This is a genomic window from Actinocorallia sp. A-T 12471 (genome assembly GCF_033875155.1).
GTDB lineage: Bacteria > Actinomycetota > Actinomycetes > Streptosporangiales > Streptosporangiaceae > Actinocorallia.
The window spans coordinates 493,566-515,653 of the sequence record NZ_JAWZTE010000004.1 but is presented as its reverse complement, the minus strand read 5'-3'; the positions used below and the strand labels follow the sequence as shown (position 1 = coordinate 515,653).

Below are 22,088 nucleotides of genomic sequence, written 5' to 3'. Positions count from 1 at the left end.
TGCGTCGCGTCGTTCGCGGTGTTGGCCGCCTTGGCGGGTTGCCGCGAACGACGCTTTGAGTCGACGTCGGGTGGGCGGCGCGCGGTCAGTCGGCCGGGGCGGCGGGTTCGGTGAAGCGGACCAAAGATTCCTGGGCGTAGGAGGCGATGAGGGCGCCGTCCTCGGTGAGGACGTCGCCGCGGCCGTAGGAGCGGGCGTGGGCGAGCAGCGGGCTGTGCTGGCGCAGCAGCAGCCAGGACGCCGACGGGACAGGCCGGTGGAACCACAGGGTGTGCGAGGTGACGGCAGAGGTGAAGGCCCGGCCCGAGTCGCGCTGGGAGACGCCCTCCACGGGCCGCAGGGCGGTGCCGATGAGCGTCAGGTCGGTGGCGTAGGCGAGGAGCGCGGGGGCGTGGACGGGGTCGGTCTCCGGCGTGCGCGCCCACAGTTCGAACTCGGGGGCCTCGGACTTCTCGGTGTCGAGGTCGCCGACCGCCCGGGTCTCCCACGGGATGAGGTTGAACTCGACGGCGCGCTCGGGCCCGGGCACGGGCGGGACCGCAGCGACGGTCTGGACCGCACGCCCGTCCTCGACCGCGTGCATCGAGGCCGACGCCGTCGCGATGACCCCGCGCGACTGGACGGCGTTCAGCGTCAGCGTCGCGAAGGACGACCCCGCGTGGTGGACCGCGACCTCGTACCTGACGGGCTCATCGGCCCGGCCCGCGCGCGGGAAGAGCGTGTGCAGCGACTTGAGCGCCTTGTCCTGGCAGGTCAGTTCCGCGGCCCTGACGAACTGGGCGAGCAGCTGCCCGCCGAACAGCCGATGGTAGGTGAGCGCCTGGTTGCGGCCCGCGAAGGAGCCGTCTTCGGCGGGCCCTTCGAGGTCGAGGCAGCCGAGCAGGTCGGTCCACAGATCGGTCACGGGAGTCCGCCTTCCGGTGGGGTGCGTTGATCGACCCCACTGTAAGGCACACTCTATGAAACCGAGAATGGCATTCTCGCACTATTCGGCGGCAGGTGATTCAGCGGCAGGTCACTCGGCGGCGAAGCCGTGTGCGCAGAAGTCCCAGACCTCCTCGGCGGTCAGCGGGTGCGCGTGGTCGTCCTCGCCGCCGTTGGACTGGGCGATGAACATGACGGTCTGCATGGTCAGCGCGGCGGCGCGGCGCGGCGTGGTGCTGGGCCGGAGCGCGCCGAGCGCCTCGGCGTCGGTCATGAACTCGGTGAACAGCGCGAGCAGCGGCGCGTGCGCGATCTTCACCTCGGCCGGGTGCGAGATGAGCAGCTGCGGCGCGAAGTCGGTGAACAGGGGGCGCTGAGCGGCCGGGTCGGGGCGGCAGAGCTCAAAGAGCAGCTCGACGGCCACCCGAAGCCGCTCACGCGGGTCGGGAAGGCCGGACGCCGCGGCCCTGATCTGGTCGGACGCGCGGCGCAGCGCGTCCTCGAACAGGGCGAGCAGCAGTTCGTGCTTGCCGTCGAAGTGCTGGTAGAAGCTGCGCAGGGACTGCCGGGAACGATCCACGACCTCCTGCACGGTGAAGTCGGTGGTGCCCTTCTCGGTGATGATCGCCTGGGCGGCGTCGAGGAAGCGCTCCACTCTCTGTTCGGCGCGGAGTTTGGCGGCCTTGGTAGAGCGCTCGACCGCGCGCTGCTTCCATGCCGGCTCTTCGCTCGGGCTGCTCACGGGCGGGTCCGTCTTCTGGGCCATAGGAGAACCTTACTGCACGGCTTTGGCACGTCGCCTTACTGGTGGACGCGTCATCGCTCCGGTTCCTGACGAGATGCTTACTTTCATTCAACGAGAATGATATTCTCCAGTCGGTGTGATCCGAAACATCCGGCGGGTGATCCGTCCGGAGAGATCCAAGGAGGCTGCTCGTGGCCCGCGACCTCACGCCGGGGCGGCCGCAGCCCGTCCTGGCCCCCGGAGGCTCGGATGCTGCTTGAGTTCGACGCCGACCAGCGCCTGTGGCGCGACACCGTGCGCGGCGTCGTCGGCAAGGAGTGCCCGCCCGCGTTCGTCCGCGCGGTCGTCGACGCCGCAGCCGACCCCGGCCCGCTCTGGCGCACGTACACGGGACTCGGCTGGACTGAGCTGAGCGAACCCGGCGAGGCCGTCGAGCTGGGGATCGTGCTCGAGGAGCTCGGCGCGGCCTGCGACCCCACCCCGTACCTGGCCACCCTCACCTGGTTCGCCCCGCTCGCCGGGGGAGCGCCCGAGAGCGGCGCGCCCGGCACCGCGGTGTTCGACGGCGTCACCGCGGCCCCCGACGGCGACGGCTGGCGGCTCGACGGCACGGCCCGCCACGTCCTTGACGGCGACCGCGCCGAGGAGATCGCGGTCGTCACCGGCGCGGGGGTCTTCGTCGTCCCGGCCGAGACGGTGGAGGTGCGCCGCGTCGGCGTGTTCGACCCCGGCCTGCACCTCGCCGACCTCACGTTCACCGACGTCCGCGTCCGCGAGGCGCAGCGCAGGGACGCCGACCCCGCCGCGGCCCTCGACGTCGCGCGGACCGGCCTCGCGCTGACGATGGTCGGCGCGTGCCGCCGCGTCCTCGACCTCGTGCTCGCGCATGTCCGCGACCGGCGGCAGTTCGGCGTCCCGATCGGCTCGTTCCAGGCCGTCAAGCACAAGGCGGCCGACATGCACGTCGCGATCGAGCGCGCCAGGGCGCTCGCGTACTTCGCCGCCCTCACCGTCGCCGAAGCAGACCCGCGCAGGAGCCTCGCGGCGTCGATGGCCAAGGCGGCGGCGGGGGAGTGCCAGTCCCTGGTGTTCCGGCACGGCATCCAGCTCTTCGGCGGCATGGGCTACACGTGGGAGAACGACCTCCAGTTCGCGCTCAAGCGCGCCAAGGCCGGTGAGCTGCTGCTCGGCGGCACCGCCGAGCACCGGGCCATGATCGCGGCGATCGCCAAGGGGGAGCAGCATGCGGCTCACGTTTGACGCCGACGTCGAGGCGTTCCGCGCGGAGTTCGCCGCGTTCCTCGACGCGCACCTGCCGGCCGAGGCCGAGGCGGGAGAACGCCCGCGCTCGACCGCGCACATCCCCGACTGGGCGCGGCCCTGGCAGCGGCTGCTGTTCGACGAAGGCTGGCTGCTGCCCGGCAACCCGCCGGAGTTCGGCGGCCGCAACGCAAGCATCCTCCAGCAGTACGTCCACCTTGCGGAACTTGCCAGACGACGGATCTACCACAGCTTCAACCCGCAGGGCCTCGGCATCATCGCCGCCTCCCTGCTGTCGTTCGGGTCGGACGAGCAGAAGCGGCGCTGGGCCGTCCCTATCCTGCGCGCCGAGATCACCGCCGCGCTGGGGATGAGCGAGCCGGGCGCGGGCTCGGACCTCGCGGGCCTGAGCACCCGCGCGGTCCTGGACGGCGACGCGTTCATCGTGAACGGCCAGAAGGTGTGGACGTCCGGCGCGCACGACGCCGACGTCATCCTCACGTTCGTCCGCACCGACCCGGACGCGCCCAAGCACAAGGGCATCAGCGTCCTGCTGATCCCGACCGACCTCCAAGGCGTGACCCGCCGCCCGTTCGGCTCGATCGCCGGTCGCGACGACCTCGACTTCAACGAGGTCTTCTTCACCGACGTCCGGGTCCCCAAGGAGAACTTGGTCGGCCCCCTGAACGACGGCTGGCGCGTCGCCAACGGCTCCCTGGGACACGAGCGGACCCTTCTGTGGCTCAGCTTCGCCGACCGCCTTGAAGACCTCGTCCGCGACTTCAAGCCCGTCACCCCGCTCGATGACGACAGATACGCCACCCTCGTCATGGACGCCTACGCGCTGCGCCTCATGGGCTCCTCCGCGCTCGCCAAGGCCGCGCGCGGAGAGCAGGACGTGGCGGCGCTGTCGGTCCTGAAGGTGTTCGGTTCCGAGGCGGTCCAGACGGCGTCCGAGGCGGCCTTGGACGCGGCGGGGGAGTCCGCCCTCACCCACCCGGCCAGGACCGCGCCCTTCGCCCCGCTGAACCTTGACGAGTTCTCCTCCGGCTGGTTCGAGCGCTATGTCCGGACGTTCTCCGGCACGATCGCGGGCGGCACGTCGGAGATCCAGCGGACGATCATCGCCGAGCGGGTGCTCGGCCTCCCCCGAGCCTGAGGAGCCCCCCCAACATGCCCTACATCGACTACGCGTCCGCCGACAAGATCGCCACCATCACCCTGAACCGCCCGGAAGCGGCGAACGCCCAGAACATGCAGTTCCTCGACGAACTCGACGCCGCCTTCACCAAGGCAGCCTCCGACGAGGACGTCACCGTCATCATCCTGCGCGCCGAAGGCAAACACTTCTCCGCAGGCCACGACCTGAACGACCGCTGGCCCTCCCCGGACGAGATCACCCTCGAGTGGATCTACAACGCCGAGACGCGCCGCTACCTCGACTACTCCCTGCGCTGGCGCAACATCCCCAAGCCGACCATCGCGGCCGTCCAGGGCCGCTGCATCGCGGGCGGCCTCCTGCTGTGCTGGCCGTGCGACCTCATCCTCGCCGCCGACGACGCACTCTTCTCCGACCCGGTCGTCACCATGGGCATAGGCGGCGTCGAGTACCACGGCCACACCTGGGAGCTCGGCCCCCGCAAGGCCAAGGAGATCCTGTTCACCGGCCGCCCCCTCACCGCCGACGAGGCGGCGAAGGTCGGCATGGTCACCCGCGTGGTCCCCCACGCCGACCTCGACGCCGAGACCCGCGCGCTCGCCGCCCAGATCGCCGAGATGCCCCCGTTCGGCCTCCGCCAGGCCAAGCGGGCGGTCAACCAGACCCTCGACGTCCAGGGCTTCTACGCCGCGATCCAGTCGGCCTTCGACATCCACCAGACCGGCCACGGCAACGCCCTGTCCGTCAGCGGCTACCCGATCCTCGTGAAGCTTGACGAGATGAAGGCGAAGCTCAAATGACCGACACAGCGAAGTAGGTGTAGCTGCCAGCTTGCAGCTATTGCGACTAGCTTGCAATAGTGGATCTCATGGCTACCTACTCCCTGCCGGATCTGCCGTACGACTACGCGGCGCTGGAGCCGGCGATCACCGGCGAGATCCTCGAACTGCACCACGACAAGCACCACGCCGCCTATGTGAAGGGCGCGAACGACACGCTCGAGCAGCTTGCGGAGGCGCGGGCCAAGGAGCAGTTCGGCGGTCTTGTCGGCCTGGAGAAGACCCTCGCGTTCAACCTGTCGGGCCACATCCTGCACTCGATCTTCTGGGACAACCTGTCACCGGACGGCGGCGACCGCCCCGACGGCGAACTCGCCGCCGCGATCGACGAGGACTTCGGCTCCTTCGAGGGCTTCCAGAAGCAGCTGGCGCTCGCCACGCAGGCCGTCCAGGGGTCGGGCTGGGGCGTGCTCGGCTGGGAGCCGGTCGGCCGGAAGCTGATCGTCCAGCAGGTCTACGACCACCACGGCAACGTCGGCGTCGGCGCGACGCCGCTCCTGGTGTTCGACGCCTGGGAGCACGCCTACTACCTGCAGTACAAGAACGTCCGCCCCGACTACGTCGCCAAGCTCTGGTCCCTCGTCAACTGGACCGACGTCACCGCCCGCTTCGACGCCGCCCGCGCCTAGCCGCCCAAAGACCGCGGCGCCGGGCCCGTGGTGGGTCGGATCGGATCTTGTAACCCTGGAGAAGACCTCCCCACCCGGCGCCGCACTTCTCAGACGCCGAGCTCCGCGATGAGGCCCTGGACGCGCGCCCTGATCTCGTCGCGGATGGGCCGCACTGCCGCGACCCCCTGCCCTGCGGGGTCCTCAAGGGCCCAGTCGAGGTAACGCTTGCCGGGGAACACCGGGCACGTATCCCCGCACCCCATCGTGACGCACACGTCGGACGCTTCGACGGCGTCAAAGGTGAGCACCTTCGGGATCTCGGCGGAGATGTCGATCCCGACCTCGGCCATCGCCTCCACGACAGCCGCGTTGACGGCCTCAGCGGGCGCGGAGCCCGCAGAGCGGACCTCCACCGCCTCCCCGGCCAGGTGCGTGAGGAACGCGGCGGCCATCTGGGAGCGCCCCGCGTTGTGGACGCAGACGAACAGCACACTCGGCTTACCGGACACGTGACCGCCTTTCAGGGCCGCTCCCGGCGAACCGGGTCCGCAGGGAGAGCGAGACATAAACCAGCGCGACGAGCACGGGCACCTCGATGAGCGGCCCGACGACCCCGGCGAGCGCCTGCCCCGAGGTGACGCCGAAGGTCGCGATCGCGACGGCGATGGCGAGCTCGAAGTTGTTGCCCGCCGCCGTGAACGCGAGCGTCGCGGTGCGGTCGTAAGGCAGCCCGACGGCTTTGCCGAGCGCGAACGTCCCACCCCACATGACGGCGAAGTAGACGAGGAGGGGCAGCGCGATCCGCGCGACGTCCCAGGGCCGGGCGGCGATGGTCTCGCCCTGGAGCGCGAACAGCACGACGATCGTGAACAGCAGCCCGTACAGCGCCCACGGCCCGATCCTCGGCAGGACCTCGGCCTCGTAACGGTCACGGCCGAGCCCGCGCTCGCCGAGACGGCGCGTGAGGAACCCCGCGACGAGCGGGACGCCGAGGAACACAAGGACGTTCGCGGCGATCTGCCACGGCGAGACGGCGAGCGCGCCGCCGTCGTCAAGGCCGAGCCAGCCGGGCAGCAGGTCGAGGTAGAACCAGCCGAGCAGCCCGAACGCGAGCACCTGGAACACCGAGTTCACCGCGACGAGCACGGCGGCGGCCTCCCGGTCCCCGCACGCCAGGTCGTTCCAGATGATCACCATCGCGATGCACCTGGCGAGCCCGACGATGATCAGCCCGGTCCGGTACTCGGCGTGGTCGGGCAGGAAGACCCACCCGAGCGCGAACATGACGGCCGGGCCGACGACCCAGTTCACGACGAGCGACGACACCATCAGCCGCCGATCGCGGGTGACGTCGCCGAGCCTGTCGTAGCGGACCTTCGCGAGCACCGGGTACATCATCACCAGCAGGCCGAGCGCGATCGGCAGCGAGATCCCGCCGACCTCGACGCGCGCCAGGCCGTCGCCGAGCCCGGGGACGAGACGGCCGAGCCCGAGCCCCGCGCCCATCGCCAGGACGATCCACACGGCGAGGAACCTGTCGAGCGTGGACAGCCGTCCGACGACCGACGCCCCGGACGGTTCGGTGACGGTCATCAGCACGAGCGCTTTCTGCCGGTCTCCGCGGTCGTCCGCGCGACCGCCGCGAGGTCGCCGAGCACCCCGGAGAGCTCCTCGAGCACCTCGGGCCGCAGCCGGTAATAGGTGAACCGGCCGCACGGCTCAGTGTCCACGACCCCAGCCTCGCGCAGCACCCGCAGATGGTTCGACAGGTTCGTCTGCCGTGCGCCGGTCTCCTCGATGAGGTGCGTGGTGCACAGCGTCTCCCGCGCCAGCAGGGTGACGATCCGCAGCCGCAACGGGTCGGCGACCGCCCGCAAGATATCAGCCTGTACTGATGTCAGCATGGACTGATGTTATCAGCACAGACTGATATCCGTCACAGGTGGACGAGCCGGGGCGCGGTGCGCTCCGACCGCAGCAGCGCGCCCGCCTCCCGGCTCAGCTCCTTGACGCCGCCCAGCAGCCCGTCGAGGACGAGCGCGCGTTTCACGTGCCGGTGCAGGCCGTGTTCGGCGGTGAACCCGATCCCGCCGAGCACCTGCTGGCAGTGCCGGGCCGCGGTCAGCGCCGCGTCGCCCGCCGCGGCCTTGGCGAGCAGCGACGTCAGCTCGTCCGGCCGGTCCGCCGCGACGACGAGGGCGGCTTCCGCGCCGTCGAGCGCCACAAGGGTCTCCGCGAGCCGGTGCCGCACCGCCTGGAACGCCGCGAGCGGCCGCCCGAACTGGACACGGTCGAGGACGTGGGCGCGCGCAAGGCCGAGCATCGCGTGGCCCGTCCCGAGCAGCCACCACCCGAGCGCGCGGCGGCCCGCCGCCAGCGGGACGGGGTCAGCGCCGGACGCCGTCCGCAGCGGAAGGTCGGGATCGAGCGCGATGCCGGGACCGTCGGCCCGCTCCCACACGACCCTGGCCCGTCCGGTGAACGGCAGCGGCAGCGTCCCGCCGAGCGGCCGGCCCGCCTCGGCGAGCACCACGTCGTTGAGCACCGACGCGTGCGCGCCGGTCTCGCCGAGCAGCCGGAACACCAGCGGCACCGCCACCGAGGGCAGCTCGGTGAGGAGGTCGGCCCACCCCAGGTCGGCAAGCGCCGAGTCCAGCGCGCCACCCGAGGCTGCGCCCATGGTCTTGCGCAGCGTCTCGGCGAGTAGTTCGCGTTCGGCGGCGTCCACGTGCCTCACTCCTTTCCGAGGTCGAGCAGCCGACGGGCGATGATGTTGCGCTGGATCTCGGCGGTGCCGCCGTAGATCGTCGCGGCCCGCGAGTACAGGTACTCCGCCTGCCACGGCGACGTCCCCAGCTCGAGGACGCCGGGCAGCATGTCGCGCGCGGTGTCGAACAGCCGCTGCTCGGCCGTCGCGAGCAGCACCTTGTCCACCGACGTCTCCGGGCCGAGCCTCGCGCCCGCGCCGAGCCGCTCCTGGGTGGCGTGGGAGCGGCAGCGCGCGGTGTGCAGCGCGAGGTAGGCCGCGCCGAGCGCCGCGTCGTCGCGCGGGTCGAGGTCGGCTTCGCCGAGCAGCCTGTCGAGCCGGGAGAACAGGTGGGCGATGCGGTGCCAGAAACAGGTGGACCGCTCGTGCGGGAGGAGGTCCATCGCCAGCGCCCAGCCGTCGCCGGGGTTCCCGAGCATCCGGTCGGCGGGGACGGCGACGTCGTCGAAGAACACCTCGGCGAACTCGTCGACGCCGTGCATGGTCCGCAGCGGCCGGACGGTGACGCCGGGGGAGTCCATGTCCACGAAGAACGCGGTGATCCCCGAGTGCCCCGGCGACGTCCTGGTCAGCAGCACACAGCGCTGCGCGTACTGCGCGAGGCTCGTCCACACCTTCTGCCCGCTGACGACCCAGTGGCCGTCGCGCTGGACCGCCCGGGTCGTCAGCGACGCGAGGTCGCTGCCCGAGCCCGGCTCGGAGAACCCCTGGCACCACTGCTCGCGCCCGCTGAGCAGCAGCGGCACCATCTCGGCGGCGAGCGCGGGACGCGCGTAGGAGATCAGTGTCGGGACGAGCACCTCGACCATCGAGTAGATGCCCGGCTCGGCGAGACCGCGGGTGGCGACCTCCTCACCGAGCACGGCCCGCAGCACGGCCGGGCCGCCGAGCCCGCCGACGGCCTCCGGCCAGCCGTGCCGCATCCAGTCCGCGTCGTACAGCGCGCGGCGGACCCTGGCGAGCTGGCCGACCTGCGCGTCGAGCGAGTGGTCGGGGCCGGGCGTCAGGTCGTTGGCGTCGAGCCAGCCGCGCAGCCCCGACCGGAACTCCGCGACGTTCACGCGCCCGCGTTCCTGTAGGCGTGCGGGATGCCCGAGTCGTGGTCCCCGTTGCGCCGGATGAACGTCATCGCGCGGGTCGCCAGCCGCCAGCCGTCGGCGGTGCGGCGGTAGGTGTCGGAGTAGTACCCGATCCGCATGTGGTGGTTGGTGTGGTCGACGAACGCCAGCGGCTGGGTGCCGCTCGCGGTGTCGCCGTCGAGGTCGACAAGGGCGGTCCCGGTGAGGAACAGGCCCTTGGGCGCGGCGGCGACGAGGTCGGGGAACTCGGTCAGCGGATAGGTGTCGCCGAAGGCGCTGTAGGTGCCGTCGGGGGTGAACACCGACACCAGACCCTCGATGTCGCCCCGGGTGATGGTCACCGCGTACTTGGCGAGGAGCTGGTGGATCGCGACGAGGTCCTCGGTGGCCGAGGGGGTTTCAGCCGGCAAAGACCTTCCCTCCCTTCATGACGAACCTGACGTTCTGGGTGACGGTGATGTCGGCGAGCGGGTCGCCGGGCACGCCGATGACGTCGGCGAGCAGCCCTTCGGCGAGGCGGCCCCGGTCGGTGACGCCGATGAGCTCGGCGGCGTTGACCGTCGCGGCCCGCAGCACGGCGAGCTCGGACATCCCGCGTTGGGTCAGCGCGACGAGCTCGCTGGCGTTCTTGCCGTGCGGGATCGCGGGCGCGTCGGTGCCGACGGCGATCTTGACGCCCGCGTCGATGGCCTTGCGCACCGACTCACGCGCGCGCGGGAACATCTCGGCGGCCTTGGCCTTGAGCTCCGGGGCGGCCTTGGAGACGTCCATCCCGTCGGCGAGGAACGTCGTCGGGACGAGCCAGGTGCCGCGCTCGAGCATCAGCTTGATGGTCTCGTCGTCGATGAGGAAGCCGTGCTCGATGCAGTCGATCCCGGCCAGCACCGCGTTCTTGACCGCGCCCGCGCCGTGCGTGTGCGCGGCGACCTTGAGCCCGCGCCGGTGCGCCTCGTCCACGATCGCGAGCAGCTCCTCGTCGGAGTAGTGCTGCGCGCCCGGCAGACCGGTGTGCGACATGACGCCGCCCGAGCAGCACACCTTGATCAGCTGTGCGCCGTGCTTGATCTGGTATCTGACGGCTTTGCGCACCTCGTCCACGCCGTTGGCGATGCCCTCCTCGAGGGTGAGCGGCATGATGCCGGGCGCGAACGCGGCGAACATCGTCGGGTCGAGATGGCCGCCGGTCGGGGTGATCGCGTGCCCGGCCGGGACGATGCGCGGCCCGTCGATCCAGCCCGCGTCGATCGCCTTGGCCAGCGCCACGTCGAGCAGGTAACCGCCGGTCTTGACGAACAGGCCGAGGTTGCGGACCGTCGTGAACCCGGCCCGCAGGGTGCGGCGGGCGTTGCCGACGGCGCGCAGCATCCGCAGCGGCGGGTCGTCCTGCACCGGCGAGTACGCGACGGTCTCGCCGCGCCCGCCCATCAGCAGGTTGACCTCCATGTCCATGAGGCCGGGCAGCAGGATCAGGTCGCCGAGGTCGATGACGTCGCCCTCGGGCGCGCCGCCGATCCCGGCGATCCTGTCGCCGTCGACCCTGACGATCCCGGGCCTGACGATCTCGCCGGTGTCGAGATCGAGCAGGCCCGCGGCCTTGAGGGTGAGCATCAGAAGCCCGGTTCCGCGATCAGGTCGAGGTAGGCCGCGCCGCTGTCGGGGACGCGCGGCTGGCTCCAGCACTCGACCGGGAAGGAGACCATGACGACCGACTGCAGCAGGTGCATGAGCGTGCGGACGTCGTCGGGAAGGTCCGCGAAGTCGTACTTGTCGCAGTGGTCGAGCGCGGCCTCCAGCCGGGGCATCGCCGCGTCGTACAGCGCCTGCATTTCGTCCATCGAGGACGCAAGGCGCTTGGCGTAGCGCTCGGGCTCGGTCGGCAGGGCCCAGTCCTGGAAGCGCTCCAGGTCGGCGAACTCAGCGGGCAGCGGCATCGCGGTACTCCTCGACCTTGTCGGCGACGACCTTGTGCAGGTGGCGGAGCAGCAGCTCCTGGTCGCACAGGGGGAACTCGGTGACTGTCCTCGTGGCGATCATCGTCTGGGTCGCCTCGAGGGTGTTGGCGTCCTGGAGCGCGTACTCCTTGAACGTCACGGCGGCCAGCTCCTGGGCCAGGCGCTCGCGGGCGTTCTTCGGCGGCACGAAGTACAGGTTCGCCTCGAAGATGTGCCGGTCCACCGCGGTCGGCCAGTAGTGGTAGGTGAGGTACCAGCCGGGGGCCCAGAACAGCAGGGTGAAGTTGGGGAAGAACTCGAACGAGTCGGTGCCCCAGGCGCGGTGCTTGGCCGGGTTGATCCCGACGGGCAACTGTGCGGGCTCAAGGCCGTCGACGTCGGGGCGGTCCCACGGGCCGAACAGGCCGCTGCGCAGCACGCGTTCGATCGGCTTGACCATGCTCGGGTCCTTCGGCGGGGCCATGCCGCCCCAGGACGAGATCATCGAGTGCGGGCTGAACAGCTGGTAGTGCAGCGCTTCGAACCCGTAGCCGAGCAGCTTGTCGGCCTCGTCCTTGGTCGCCTGCTTCTGGTGCAGGACGGGCGCGTGGTAGAACTCGGCGAAGGCGTCGATGAACAGCTTCCAGTTGGAGCCGATCTCGGCTTTGTAGGTGTAGACCTCGGTCATCTCGTGGAACGGGTAGCCCTCGAGGCCCTTGGCCATGTCGCCGAGGTACTCCGTAAGGGTCTCCTGCGGGTCGAGGTTGACGAAGATGAACCCCTCCCAGACGTCGCAGGCCACCTCCTTCAGCCCGAAGTCCTTCTTGTCGAGGTCGAAGAACTCGCCCTCCTGCTGCACGAACGTCAGCTCGCCCTCGAGGCTGTAACGCCACGCGTGGTACTTGCAGGTGAACTGGCGGCAGGTGCCCGAGACCTCCTCGTTCGGGTAGTCGTTCCACACGAGCTTGTTGCCGCGGTGCCGGCAGACGTTGTGAAAGGCTCTGACCTTCTTGTCCGCGCCGCGCACGATGATGAGCGACGTCCCGGCGGCGGCGAGCTCCTTGGTGAAGTAGTTGCCGGTGCGCGGTATCCGCTCGACGCGTCCGACGTTCAGCCAGGTGCGCCGGAAGATGGCGTTCCGCTCGTCCTCATAGAACCCGGGGTCGATCGAGTCGGTGTAGTCGACCGGCGCGGTCCCCAGGTCTGGGTACTGCTCGGTCCAGCTCCCCGCGGGTGGCTTGGCGAAATGGGGCACGTCTCAAGACCTTTCAGTGGTGGAGGTCGGGGTCGAGGCCGAAGGTGTTGAACGCCATCGCCAGCAGGCAGTAGGCGCCGATGGTGAAGACGAGGTCCATGACCTGGTGCTCGGACAGGCCCGCGCCGAGCGCGTCCCATGTGGCGTCGGTCAGGTTGGACGTCGCGTCGAGCTCGTCGACCGCGCGCAGGACTGCGGCTTCCAGGGGGTCGACGGCCTCGCCGCGTCCCGCCGCGTCGATCTCGGCGTCGGTGAGCCCGGCCTGGCGGGCCAGCGCGGTGTGGTGCACCCACTCGAACGCGCAGTCGCGGCGGCGCGCGACGCGCAGGATCGCCAGCTCGCGCAGGCGCGCGGGCAGGGTCGAGTGGACGAGCAGGTGGGTGTTGAAGGTGAGGAACCTCCGGGCGAGGGCGGGGTGCCGGACGAGCTGGGCGAGCGCCGCGCCGACGTCGGCGCGCTCACGCCGTCCCTCGGGCATCAGGCTGGAGACCGCCTTGCGCTCCTGGTCGCCCCACTCTTCTGCCGTGATCGGCGGAAGACGCGTCATCGCCACTCCCTCTCGTTGAGGAGAATCACATTCTCATCTTCGAGCACCAGGTTTCCACGAGTCTGGTCACCGAGTCAATGCGAAGGCAGGAGTCATCACCCCTCGCCTGGGGAAGAACTCCCACCGGATTGAATGGTTGATTCTCTGTAGACGAGAAGCTAGTTTCCTCTCACTGGCAGGAGTGTGATCCGCCACACCACCCCGCACAGCCCAAGCAAGTCGTTCGGGGGAAGCACAAAGAGGAGACCCCGTTGGAACACAAGCCAGTCCCGTTGCCGGGGTGCACTGACACCGGCGAGAGCCCGGGCGACTTCCGGTGACCGAACAGCTCCTGATCTTCGGGATCGTCGGGCTGAGCACCGCGGCGATCTACGCGGTGATCGGCAGCGGCCTGGTGCTCACCTACACCACCACCGGCGTCTTCAACTTCGCGCACGGCGCGGCCGGCATGCTCTCGGCGTTCGCCTACTGGCAGCTGTCGGTGGGCTGGGGGCTGCCCGTCCCGCTCGCGCTCGCGCTCGTCCTGCTGGTCCTGGCCCCGCTGTTCGGCCTCGCGGTCGAGCGGTTCGTGCTCCGGCCGGTCCAGGCGCTCGGCGAGGCGGAACGGCTGGTGATGACCGTCGCGATGCTCGCCGGGCTCATCGCCGCCGCACGCTGGATCTGGGACCCCAACACGCCGCGGCCGCTCGAGACGTTCTTCGCCGACCGCGCGCCGATCCATCTCGGCCCCGCCACCGTCACCTGGCACCAGGCGACCACGATGCTCGTCGCGGTCGCCGTCGCGGTCGGCCTGCGCGTCCTGCTGTACCGGACGAGGGTCGGCGCGGAGATGCGCGCGACCGTCGACGACCGGGCGCTGGTCGGGCTCACCGGCGCCGACCCGCGCCGCGCGGGCCGGGTCGCGTGGGTGCTCGGCACCCAGCTCGCCGCGGTCGGCGGCATCCTCATCGCGCCGACCGTCGCGCTCGACGCCGCACAGCTCTCGCTGCTCATCGTCAGCGCCTACACCGCCGCCATCTTCGGACGGCTGCGCAGCCTCCCGCTGACGTTCCTCGGTGCGGTCGTCGTCGGCTGCCTGGAGAGCTACCTCACCGGGTTCCTGCCGCAGAACGAGTACCTGCCCGGCCTGCGCCTGGCCGCGCCCGCGCTGCTGCTGTTCCTCGCGCTGCTGCTGTTCCCGCAGCGACGCCTGCACGGCGGCGACCGCAGGGCCCGCAGGGTGCCTGAGCCGACGATGCGCGGCACGCTGGTCTTCGCCGCCGTCACCGTGACGTTCGGGATCATCCTCGCGACGGTGCTCAGCCCGTCCGAACTCGTCACCTACGGGCCGATGTTCTCCCTCGGCATCGTCGCGCTGTCGTTCGTGCCGCTCGCCGGTTACGCGGGCCAGATCTCGCTCTGCCAGCTGTCGATGGCCGGGATCGGCGCGCTCGTCTGGGCCCATCTCGGGTCGGAAGGGCAGCCGTGGGCGCTGGTCGCGGCGGTCGCGGTCGCCGCGCTGGTCGGCGCGCTCGTCGCCGTCCCCGCGCTGCGGCTTTCGGGGGTGTATCTGGCGCTCGGCACCGCGGCGTTCGCGGTGGTGCTCGACCGGTGGATCTTCACCATGCCGTCGTTCGAGGTGCTGGGCGTGAACGTCGCGTTCTTCGAGCAGGGCTCGGTGGAGGCCGTGGGGCCGTCGCTGTTCGGGCTCACGCTCGACAGCGAAGCCGAACTCCTCGTTCTTGCGGCGGTCGCGCTGGCCGCCGCGTCGATCGGGGTCGCGGCGCTGCGGCGCGGCAGGTTCGGCCGACGGCTCATCGCGCTGCGCGACAGCGAGGCCGCCTACGCCACCCTCGGCGGCAACCTGCTGGCCGCCCGCGTCGCGGTGTTCGCGCTCGCCGCGGGCATCGCCGGGCTCGGCGGCGCGCTCTACGGCATGCAGCAGCGTGCCGTCACCGCCGAGCAGTTCAACTTCGTCGCCGGGCTCCCGCTGTTCCTCGTCGCGGTCATCGCCGGACTCGGCTCGGTCGGCGCTGGACTGTTCACCGGCGTCGCGTTCCTCGGCCCCGCGCATGGCCTGTCGCTGCTCGGGCCGTGGGCGCACAACGTGCTGTCCCTGCTGCCCGCGCTCGCCGGGCTCGGCCTCGCCCGCAGCCCCGACGGCATCATCGGCGGCTTCCGGCAGCAGTGGGGGCCGCTCGGCCGCGACCGCGTCGTGCTGCCGCTGCTGTTCGCCGCGCTCGCCGGAGCGTGGGGGCTGCGCCTGGCCGACGTCGTCGGCGGCTGGGGCCTCACGCTCATCGTGGTCGTCGCGGCGCTGCTGCTGCGCATGTGGGCCGCCGCGCGGGAGGCCGCCAAGGCCGCGCCCGCGACACCTGAGATCCCCGTCGAGTGGTGGGGACTGCGCCGTCCGTGGCGCAGCGAGGACGAGGAGGTGCTGGCCCGTGGCGTCGCTGGAGGTTAGCGGGGTGACCGTCGTGTTCGGCGGCCACCGCGCGCTCGACGGGGTCGCCCTGACCGCCGAGGAAGGCCAGGTCACCGGCCTCATCGGCCCCAACGGGGCGGGCAAGAGCACACTGTTCGACGTCGTGTCCGGGCTGCGCAGGCCGTCGGCGGGCAGGGTCGCGCTCGGCGGCGGCGACGTGACCCGGCTCGGGCCGTCGCGCCGGGCCCGTCGCGGACTCGCCCGCACGTTCCAGCGGCTCGAGCTGTTCGGCCGCCTCAGCGTTCGCGACAACCTGCGGGTGGCCGCCGAACTCGGACCCGACCGGCGACGCGCCGAGGCCGCCGTCACCGCCCTGGTGGACCGGCTCGGGCTCGGCGCGGTCGCCGACGACCACGTCGATACCCTCCCGACCGGCCTCGCCCGTCTCGTGGAGGTCGGCAGGGCGCTCGCGGTGCGGCCGTCCCTGCTCCTGCTGGACGAGCCCGCCGCGGGCCAGGACGGCGACGAGACCGAACGCTTCGCCGCCCTGCTGCGCTCGGTCGCCGCCGACGGCACGGCAGTGGTCCTCGTGGAACACGACATGGGCCTCGTCATGTCGGTCTGCGACCGGGTCCACGTCCTTGACCTCGGCAAGATCATCGCGGCCGGGACACCTGACGAGATCCGTCGGAACGAACTCGTCCTCGCCGCCTACCTGGGGGACGCATGAGCGCGCTGCTCGAACTGCGCGGCGTGCGCGCCGCCTACGACCGCATCACCGTGCTGCACGGCGTCGACCTCGCCGTCGGGCCAGGACAGGTCGTCGCCCTGCTCGGGCCGAACGGCGCGGGCAAGACCACAACGCTCAAGGTCGCCGCAGGAATCCACCCGACGGCCTCCGGACGGCTCGTGCTCGGCGGCCGCGACGTCACCGGGGCCGCGCCCCGCGACCTCGCGCGCGCCGGGCTGTGCCTGATCCCCGAAGGCAGGGGAGTGTTCCCCAACCTCTCGGTCCGCGACAACCTCCTGATGATGACCTTCACGGGCCGTCCCCGGGAGGAGATCGAGGAGATCGCCTTCACCCGCTTCCCCGTCCTCGCCCAGCGCGCTTCACAGACCGCGGGGACGCTGTCCGGGGGAGAACAGCAGATGCTCGCCCTCGCGCGCGGCCTCGCCACCGACCCGGCCGTCCTGCTCCTTGACGAGCTGTCGATGGGCCTCGCGCCCCTCGTCGTCGCCAGGCTTTACGAGCAGGTCGCCGAGATCGCCGCCTCCGGCGTCGCCGTCCTCGTTGTCGAGCAGTTCGCTGCGGCCGTCCTCGGCATCGCCGACCACGCAGCCGTCCTCGTGCGCGGCAGGATCGAACGCCAGGGCAGCCCCGACGACGACCTGCGCGCCGAACTCTCGTCCCTCTACCTGGGGAGTGCCCCGTGACCAACGTCCAGTCCAGCGAGGCGCGCGCCGAACGGTTCGCGCGCGAGATGGCCGAACTGAAGATCCCCGACCCCGCCGCGGGCCGCGCCGCGCTCTGGTTGCGCCTGGGCGGCACGCTCATGGCGGTCGGCGTCCTGCTCGGCGTCGTCGCCTATCTCCTCGCGCACGGCACCACCGACCCGCTCGCCCAGCGCGACGCCCTCGCCGTCGGCCTCGCCGGGGTGTCGGCGAGCGTCGTCGGCTCCGCGCTGTTCCTGCGGTACTCACTCACCGGCTTCCTGCGGTTCTGGATGGCCCGGCACTCCTTCGACCTGGCAAGGCTCACCGAAAGCCTCGGCGAGCGGCCCCGCGAGTAAAAGGAGACATTTCGTGACCGCACCCGGCGAACAGCTCGCCAGCACGGTCTGCGCCACCCGCGTGGTGGTCGTGCGCGCCCCCGCCGCCGCGTCCGGCGTGCTGGCGTGCGGCGGCAGCCCCATGGTGCCCGCCGCGTCGGCCGGGCCCGCCCCCGCCGCGTCGGGGGAGCCGGTGACCCTGCTCGGCAAGCGCTACACCGACGCCTCGGGGACGCTCGAACTGCTCTGCACCTCGGCGGGGACGGGCGAGCTCACCTACGACGGCGCGCCCCTCACGCTCAAGACGGCGAAGCCGCTCCCCGCCTCGGACTGATCCGGACTGAAAGGACAAAGGGCATGAACCGCGACGACATGATCCTCATCAGCGTCGACGACCACATCATCGAACCGCCCGACATGTTCGTGAACCACCTCCCGGCCAAGTACAAGGACGACGCCCCCCAGCTCGTCCACCGGGACGACGGGACCGACGTGTGGAAGTTCCGCGACACCGTCATCCCGAACGCGGCGCTCAACGCCGTCGCGGGCCGTCCGAAGGAGGAGTACGGCCTCGAACCGCAGGGCTTGGACGAGATCCGGCCCGGCTGTTACGACGTGCACGAACGCGTCAAGGACATGAACGCGGGCGGCATCCTCGCGTCGATGAACTTCCCGTCCTTCCCCGGGTTCGCCGCGCGCTTGTTCGCCACCGAAGACCCCGACTTCTCTCTCGCGCTGGTCCGCGCCTACAACGACTGGCACATAGACGAGTGGTGCGGCGCGTACCCCGGCCGGTTCATCCCGATGGCGCTGCCCGCGATCTGGGACCCGCACCTGTGCGCCGACGAGGTGCGCCGCGTCGCCGACAAGGGCTGCCGCTCGCTCACCTTCACCGAGAACCCCGCCGCGCTCGGCTACCCGAGCTTCCACAGCGAGCACTGGGACCCGCTGTGGCAGGCGCTCACTGACACCGGCACCATCCTCAACGTGCACATCGGCTCGTCCGGGCGGCTCACCATCCCGGCCGTCGACTGCCCGCCGGACGTGATGATCACGCTCCAGCCGATGAACATCGTCTCGGCGGCCGCCGATCTGCTGTGGTCCCGGGTCATCAAGCAGTTCCCGTCGATCAAGATCGCGCTGTCCGAGGGCGGGACCGGCTGGATTCCGTACTTCCTCGAGCGCCTCGACCGCACCTTCGAGATGCACGCGACATGGACCCTCCAGGACTTCGGCGGACGCCTTCCGTCGGAGGTGTTCCGCGAGCACTTCCTCACCTGCTTCATCAGCGACCCGCTCGGCGTCCGGCTCCGCCACGACATCGGCATCGACAACATCTGCTGGGAGGCCGACTACCCGCACAGCGACTCGATGTGGCCGCACGCCCCCGAGGAACTGCACGAGGTCCTGACGAAGTACGACGTCCCCGACGACGACGTCAACAAGATGACGCACGAGAACGCCATGCGCTGGTACCAGTTCGACCCGTTCGCGCACGTCCCGCGCGAGCAGGCGACCGTCGGCGCGCTGCGGGCCGCGTCGGCCGACCACGACGTGTCCGTCCAGTCGCGCAGCCACCGGATCATCGCGCCGGAGGAGAAGCTCGAGGGCTTCCGCCAGCGCGCCCGTGCGGCCACCGCGAGGGCCGCGCAGTGACGTCCGCGCACCCGGAGGCCGACGCGCGGCGCGTCGGCCTCGTGCGCGCGGGGGAGGGCGGCGCGTGGACTTCGAGCTGACCGACGAACAGCGGCTGTTCCGCCAGACCCTCCGCGACTTCGCCGACAAGGAGATCATGCCCGTCGCGTCCGAGTGGGAGCGGACCGGACGGTACCCCGCCGAGTTCGTCGCACGGTTCAAGGAGATGGGCCTGTTCGGGCTGAACGTGCCCGAGGAGTACGGCGGCCTCGGCGCGGACCGGGTCTCCTACGCGCTCGCGTTCGAGGAGATCGCCCGGGCCTGGCTCGGCGCGGCCGGGCTGTTCGGGCCGCACTCCGTCGCGTGCTGGATGGTCGCGCGCGGCGGCACCGACGAGCAGAAGGCGCGGTTCCTGCCCCGGATGGCATCCGGGGAACTGCGGTCCGGGCTCGGGCTCACCGAACCCGGCGCGGGCACCGACCTGCAGGGGATCATCACGACGGCGGTGCGCGATGGTGACGAGTACGTCGTCAACGGGACCAAGACATGGATCACGAACGCGCGGGTCGCGGGGATGCTGCCGATCCTCGTCAAGACCGGGCCGGTCGGCGGCGGGCACGAGGCGATGTCGGTGCTGCTCGTGGAGACCGGCGCGCCGGGCTTTCGCGTCACGCGGGATCTGCCGAAGCTCGGGTACAAGGGGCCGGAGACGTGCGAACTCGTCATGGAGGACGTGCGGGTTCCGGTCGCCAACCTCCTCGGCGGGGAGGAGGGGCACGGGCTCCAGCAGGTGCTCGGCTCGCTGGAGATCGGGCGGATCAACATCTCCGCGCGTGCCGTCGGGGTCGCGCAGGCCGCGTACGAGGCGGCGCTGAACTACTCGCGGGAACGTGAGGCGTTCGGGCGGCCGATCGCGAACTTCCAGGCGATCCAGCTCAAACTCGCCGACATGGCCACCGAGATCCAGGCCGCGCGGCTGCTCGCGTACTGGGCCGCCTCGCGCTCCGAAGCCACCGGCGGACGGGTCGATCTCGAGGCGGGGATGGCGAAGATGTACGCGTCCGAAGTCGCCATCAAATGCGCGCTTGAGTCGATGCGGATTCACGGCGGGTACGGCTACTCGGCTGAGTACGTCGTCGAAAGGCTCTACCGCGACGCGCCCCTCATGGCGATCGGGGAGGGGACCAACGACGTCCAACGGCTCGTCATCGCCAAGTCGCTCGTCTCCGGAAGGGGCCGTCTCGGCTGGTGACCCGCGCGCGGGACGGCCGCTGAGCTGCAAGGACTTATTAACGCCCCTGTGACCCTTGTCACAGGGGCGTAACCAACCTAATGTGTGTTCAGTAGGTTGGTTGAGAGGGGCGGCTGATTGAGAGCAGACGGCACGTCTCACCCGTCGCCCGACCCGCGACCCTACGCCGCGCTCCTCGCCAAGGGCGAGGACAGACGGCAACGGATACTCGCGGTCGCCAAACGGCTGCTGAGGCGTCAGGGATGGCGCAGCACCACGCTCGGCCAGATCGCCCGCGAGGCCGGGATCAGCACCGCAGGCGTGCTCCACCACTTCGAGTCCAAGGAGCACCTGCTCCACGCGATCCTCGACGCCCGCGACGCGGACGACGAGTCGCACGCGGACTACATGTCGGGAGACCTTCTTGAGGAACTCGGCAAACTCGCCGAACGCTTCGAACGCTCCCCCGACCTCGTCGGCATGTTCGCCGTGCTGCGCATGGAGAACATCGACCCCGACGCCCCGCTCCACCACAGGTTCCTCAGCCGGCACCGCGTCGCCCTGGAAACCCTCTCGGCCTTCATCCGGGACGGCCAGCGCTCCGGCACATACCACCCCGAAGTGAACCCGGCCGTACTGGCCGCCGAGATCGTCGCTTTCTTGAACGGGATAGAGACAACATGGCTGCTCGACCCTTCGCTTCCCCTGAAAGAGGTCTTCAGGGAGTACGTTGCGTCACTCGACCGGCGCCTCGCCCCGCCGTCGGACGCGTCCTGAGGCCCAGGCTGTTCATCGCCGCGTCAAGCTCCGAGGAGGTCGTCCTGTCCGCGGGCGGCTGGCTGTTCGACTGCGTCATGGCGGGCTGGGACGTCACCGTCCTCACGCCCGACAAGGCAGAGGCCACCGCACTGCGCATCCTCGGGGCCAGGCCCGCCTCCCTCGAGGCGGCGTTCGACCGGTCGATCCCCGGACCCCGCGCGGCGGCCGTCGCCGTCGAGGCCCGGCTGTGCGAGACCGAACCGCGCGTCGGCGTCCTGCTGCGCCAGGCGCTGCGGGCGGGCCGCTCCGACATCCGCGTCTGGGGCTCGGCCCCCTTCGCCGAGGCCGCCGACCCCGTCCGTCACCGCCTGTCCCACGCCGCCCGTGCCTTCAAGTCCCACGCCCTGGCGGCGCTCACCACCCCCAGCCCCCACTGCCCCCCGACCGAGACCTTCCACCGCACCCCCGCCCACTGACCCCCGCACACGACGAACGCCCCGCCGAGGAGGGCGGGGCGCTCGTCGCGGCGCGGTCGGTGTGCGCGGGCGGGCCGGCGGGTCATTCGCAGACGACGCCGTCCTTGTCGCGGTCGGTGTACCAGTAGTACTCGGGGTCCTGGCCCTGGTAGTAGGGGCCGTAACCGGCGGCGATGGCGTCGGCGCAGGTGTCGAACCTCGGGTCGTTGTTCGGCTGCGGCTTGGGCTTGGGCTTCTTCTTCCAGCTCTTCGCCAGGACCTTGGTGCCCTTGGCGTCGCGGAGCGTCGCGGTGTCGCCCGTGTTGTTCCAGATGTACCAGCCGCGCTGCATGTAAAGGTGCTTGGCGGAATCGTCGCCCTTGCCGGTGTGGACGGTGACGCTCTTGCCCGCCTTCAGGGTGAAAGCCGGGAACTTGTAGACATGGTGCTGGGCGTCGCGAAGCGTCCAGTTCTTGAACTTCACCGCCTTCTTCCCGGTGTTCTTGATGACGACATACTCCTTGTTGATGTGGGAGTTGCCGCCCTTGTCCGGCCCCGGCGCGTCGTACTGGATCTTGGTGAACCTCAGCGACGGCTTCGGCGCGGCCGACGCGGCGGTCCCCGAGCCCACGAGGACCGCGGCGGTCAGCACGACGGCGGTCACAGCAGAACGCACATGTACCCCTTTGCATACGGAACGGGGTCGTCAATCTAGGGC

26 protein-coding genes are annotated in these 22,088 nt (G+C 70.8%); 13 read left to right on the top strand and 13 right to left on the bottom strand.

Features of this window, described 5'->3' with window-relative positions; genetic code table 11:
* Positions 1-85: 85 nt before the first annotated feature.
* The gene (locus tag R9X44_RS14690) at positions 86-904 is read right to left on the bottom strand and encodes an acyl-CoA thioesterase (RefSeq protein WP_319814688.1); all 819 of its coding nucleotides are present in this window, start codon (positions 902-904) and stop codon (positions 86-88) included.
* Between the two features lie 111 nt (positions 905-1,015).
* A complete protein-coding gene (locus R9X44_RS14685; RefSeq protein ID WP_319814687.1) occupies positions 1,016-1,690 on the bottom strand; it encodes a TetR/AcrR family transcriptional regulator in 675 nt (224 codons plus the stop codon).
* A 228-nt stretch (positions 1,691-1,918) separates the two neighbouring features.
* Between R9X44_RS14685 and R9X44_RS14680 the strand changes: the two genes are divergently transcribed.
* From R9X44_RS14680 to R9X44_RS14665, 4 genes are all read left to right on the top strand, one after another.
* Positions 1,919-2,929 (top strand): acyl-CoA dehydrogenase family protein, encoded by a 1,011-nt coding sequence (locus R9X44_RS14680; RefSeq protein ID WP_319814686.1) that lies wholly within the window; start codon positions 1,919-1,921, stop codon positions 2,927-2,929.
* A complete protein-coding gene (locus tag R9X44_RS14675) occupies positions 2,913-4,088 on the top strand; it encodes an acyl-CoA dehydrogenase family protein (protein WP_319814685.1) in 1,176 nt (391 codons plus the stop codon). The genes R9X44_RS14680 and R9X44_RS14675 overlap by 17 nt, the downstream gene beginning before the upstream one ends.
* Before the next feature lie 14 nt (positions 4,089-4,102).
* The gene (locus tag R9X44_RS14670) at positions 4,103-4,888 is read left to right on the top strand and encodes an enoyl-CoA hydratase (RefSeq protein ID WP_319814684.1); all 786 of its coding nucleotides are present in this window, start codon (positions 4,103-4,105) and stop codon (positions 4,886-4,888) included.
* Positions 4,889-4,956: 68 nt separating this feature from the next.
* On the top strand, positions 4,957-5,556 hold the full coding sequence (locus R9X44_RS14665; protein ID WP_319814683.1) for a superoxide dismutase: 600 nt from the start codon (positions 4,957-4,959) through the stop codon (positions 5,554-5,556).
* Between the two features lie 89 nt (positions 5,557-5,645).
* Here the strand turns inward: R9X44_RS14665 and R9X44_RS14660 are convergent, their stop codons facing one another.
* Genes R9X44_RS14660 through R9X44_RS14615 form a run of 10 tightly spaced genes read right to left on the bottom strand, consistent with a single transcriptional unit; the run spans position 5,646 to position 13,117 of the window.
* Entirely contained in the window at positions 5,646-6,047 is a 402-nt protein-coding gene (locus R9X44_RS14660; protein ID WP_319814682.1) for an arsenate reductase ArsC, read from the bottom strand.
* Entirely contained in the window at positions 6,037-7,131 is a 1,095-nt protein-coding gene (gene arsB / locus R9X44_RS14655) for an ACR3 family arsenite efflux transporter (protein ID WP_319814681.1), read from the bottom strand. The genes R9X44_RS14660 and arsB overlap by 11 nt, the downstream gene beginning before the upstream one ends.
* Positions 7,131-7,442 carry a metalloregulator ArsR/SmtB family transcription factor gene (locus tag R9X44_RS14650; protein WP_319814680.1) on the bottom strand — a complete coding sequence of 104 codons (312 nt, stop codon included), beginning with the start codon at positions 7,440-7,442 and terminating at the stop codon, positions 7,131-7,133. Before R9X44_RS14650 ends, arsB begins: the two co-directional genes overlap by 1 nt.
* 32 nt (positions 7,443-7,474) lie before the next feature.
* Positions 7,475-8,266, bottom strand: coding sequence for an acyl-CoA dehydrogenase family protein (locus tag R9X44_RS14645; RefSeq protein WP_319814679.1), 792 nt, complete (start codon positions 8,264-8,266; stop codon positions 7,475-7,477).
* A gap of 5 nt (positions 8,267-8,271) precedes the next feature.
* Positions 8,272-9,366: an acyl-CoA dehydrogenase family protein gene (locus R9X44_RS14640; RefSeq protein WP_319814678.1), complete on the bottom strand. Its 1,095-nt coding sequence runs from the start codon at positions 9,364-9,366 to the stop codon at positions 8,272-8,274.
* A complete protein-coding gene (locus R9X44_RS14635) occupies positions 9,363-9,794 on the bottom strand; it encodes a nuclear transport factor 2 family protein (protein ID WP_319814677.1) in 432 nt (143 codons plus the stop codon). The genes R9X44_RS14640 and R9X44_RS14635 overlap by 4 nt, the downstream gene beginning before the upstream one ends.
* On the bottom strand, positions 9,784-10,992 hold the full coding sequence (locus tag R9X44_RS14630; protein WP_319814676.1) for an amidohydrolase family protein: 1,209 nt from the start codon (positions 10,990-10,992) through the stop codon (positions 9,784-9,786). The genes R9X44_RS14635 and R9X44_RS14630 overlap by 11 nt, the downstream gene beginning before the upstream one ends.
* The gene (locus tag R9X44_RS14625) at positions 10,992-11,315 is read right to left on the bottom strand and encodes a hypothetical protein (RefSeq protein ID WP_319814675.1); all 324 of its coding nucleotides are present in this window, start codon (positions 11,313-11,315) and stop codon (positions 10,992-10,994) included. Before R9X44_RS14625 ends, R9X44_RS14630 begins: the two co-directional genes overlap by 1 nt.
* On the bottom strand, positions 11,299-12,570 hold the full coding sequence (locus R9X44_RS14620) for an aromatic ring-hydroxylating dioxygenase subunit alpha (RefSeq protein WP_319814674.1): 1,272 nt from the start codon (positions 12,568-12,570) through the stop codon (positions 11,299-11,301). Before R9X44_RS14620 ends, R9X44_RS14625 begins: the two co-directional genes overlap by 17 nt.
* 13 nt (positions 12,571-12,583) lie before the next feature.
* On the bottom strand, positions 12,584-13,117 hold the full coding sequence (locus R9X44_RS14615; RefSeq protein ID WP_319814673.1) for a carboxymuconolactone decarboxylase family protein: 534 nt from the start codon (positions 13,115-13,117) through the stop codon (positions 12,584-12,586).
* Positions 13,118-13,433: 316 nt separating this feature from the next.
* On the opposite strand from R9X44_RS14615, the gene R9X44_RS14610 reads away from it, so the two are divergent.
* The 9 genes from R9X44_RS14610 (at position 13,434) to R9X44_RS14570 (ending at position 21,391) form a co-directional block, all read left to right on the top strand.
* Complete coding sequence (locus R9X44_RS14610) at positions 13,434-15,560, top strand: ABC transporter permease subunit (RefSeq protein ID WP_319814672.1); 2,127 nt, start codon at positions 13,434-13,436, stop codon at positions 15,558-15,560.
* A gap of 4 nt (positions 15,561-15,564) precedes the next feature.
* Positions 15,565-16,251, top strand: a complete 687-nt coding sequence (locus tag R9X44_RS14605) for an ABC transporter ATP-binding protein (RefSeq protein WP_319814671.1) — start codon at positions 15,565-15,567, stop codon at positions 16,249-16,251.
* Entirely contained in the window at positions 16,248-16,955 is a 708-nt protein-coding gene (locus R9X44_RS14600) for an ABC transporter ATP-binding protein (RefSeq protein ID WP_319814670.1), read from the top strand. The genes R9X44_RS14605 and R9X44_RS14600 overlap by 4 nt, the downstream gene beginning before the upstream one ends.
* A complete protein-coding gene (locus R9X44_RS14595) occupies positions 16,952-17,311 on the top strand; it encodes a hypothetical protein (protein ID WP_319814669.1) in 360 nt (119 codons plus the stop codon). The genes R9X44_RS14600 and R9X44_RS14595 overlap by 4 nt, the downstream gene beginning before the upstream one ends.
* A gap of 13 nt (positions 17,312-17,324) precedes the next feature.
* Complete coding sequence (locus R9X44_RS14590) at positions 17,325-17,624, top strand: hypothetical protein (protein ID WP_319814668.1); 300 nt, start codon at positions 17,325-17,327, stop codon at positions 17,622-17,624.
* A 23-nt stretch (positions 17,625-17,647) separates the two neighbouring features.
* Entirely contained in the window at positions 17,648-18,946 is a 1,299-nt protein-coding gene (locus R9X44_RS14585; RefSeq protein WP_319814667.1) for an amidohydrolase family protein, read from the top strand.
* Positions 18,947-19,010: 64 nt separating this feature from the next.
* A complete protein-coding gene (locus R9X44_RS14580; protein WP_319814666.1) occupies positions 19,011-20,177 on the top strand; it encodes an acyl-CoA dehydrogenase family protein in 1,167 nt (388 codons plus the stop codon).
* 117 nt (positions 20,178-20,294) lie between these two features.
* A complete protein-coding gene (locus tag R9X44_RS14575; protein ID WP_319814665.1) occupies positions 20,295-20,933 on the top strand; it encodes a helix-turn-helix domain-containing protein in 639 nt (212 codons plus the stop codon).
* Between the two features lie 77 nt (positions 20,934-21,010).
* A complete protein-coding gene (locus tag R9X44_RS14570; RefSeq protein WP_319814664.1) occupies positions 21,011-21,391 on the top strand; it encodes a hypothetical protein in 381 nt (126 codons plus the stop codon).
* Positions 21,392-21,473: 82 nt separating this feature from the next.
* Here R9X44_RS14570 and R9X44_RS14565 read toward each other — a convergent pair whose 3' ends face one another.
* Positions 21,474-22,046 carry a lamin tail domain-containing protein gene (locus R9X44_RS14565; protein ID WP_319814663.1) on the bottom strand — a complete coding sequence of 191 codons (573 nt, stop codon included), beginning with the start codon at positions 22,044-22,046 and terminating at the stop codon, positions 21,474-21,476.
* Positions 22,047-22,088 lie beyond the last annotated feature (42 nt).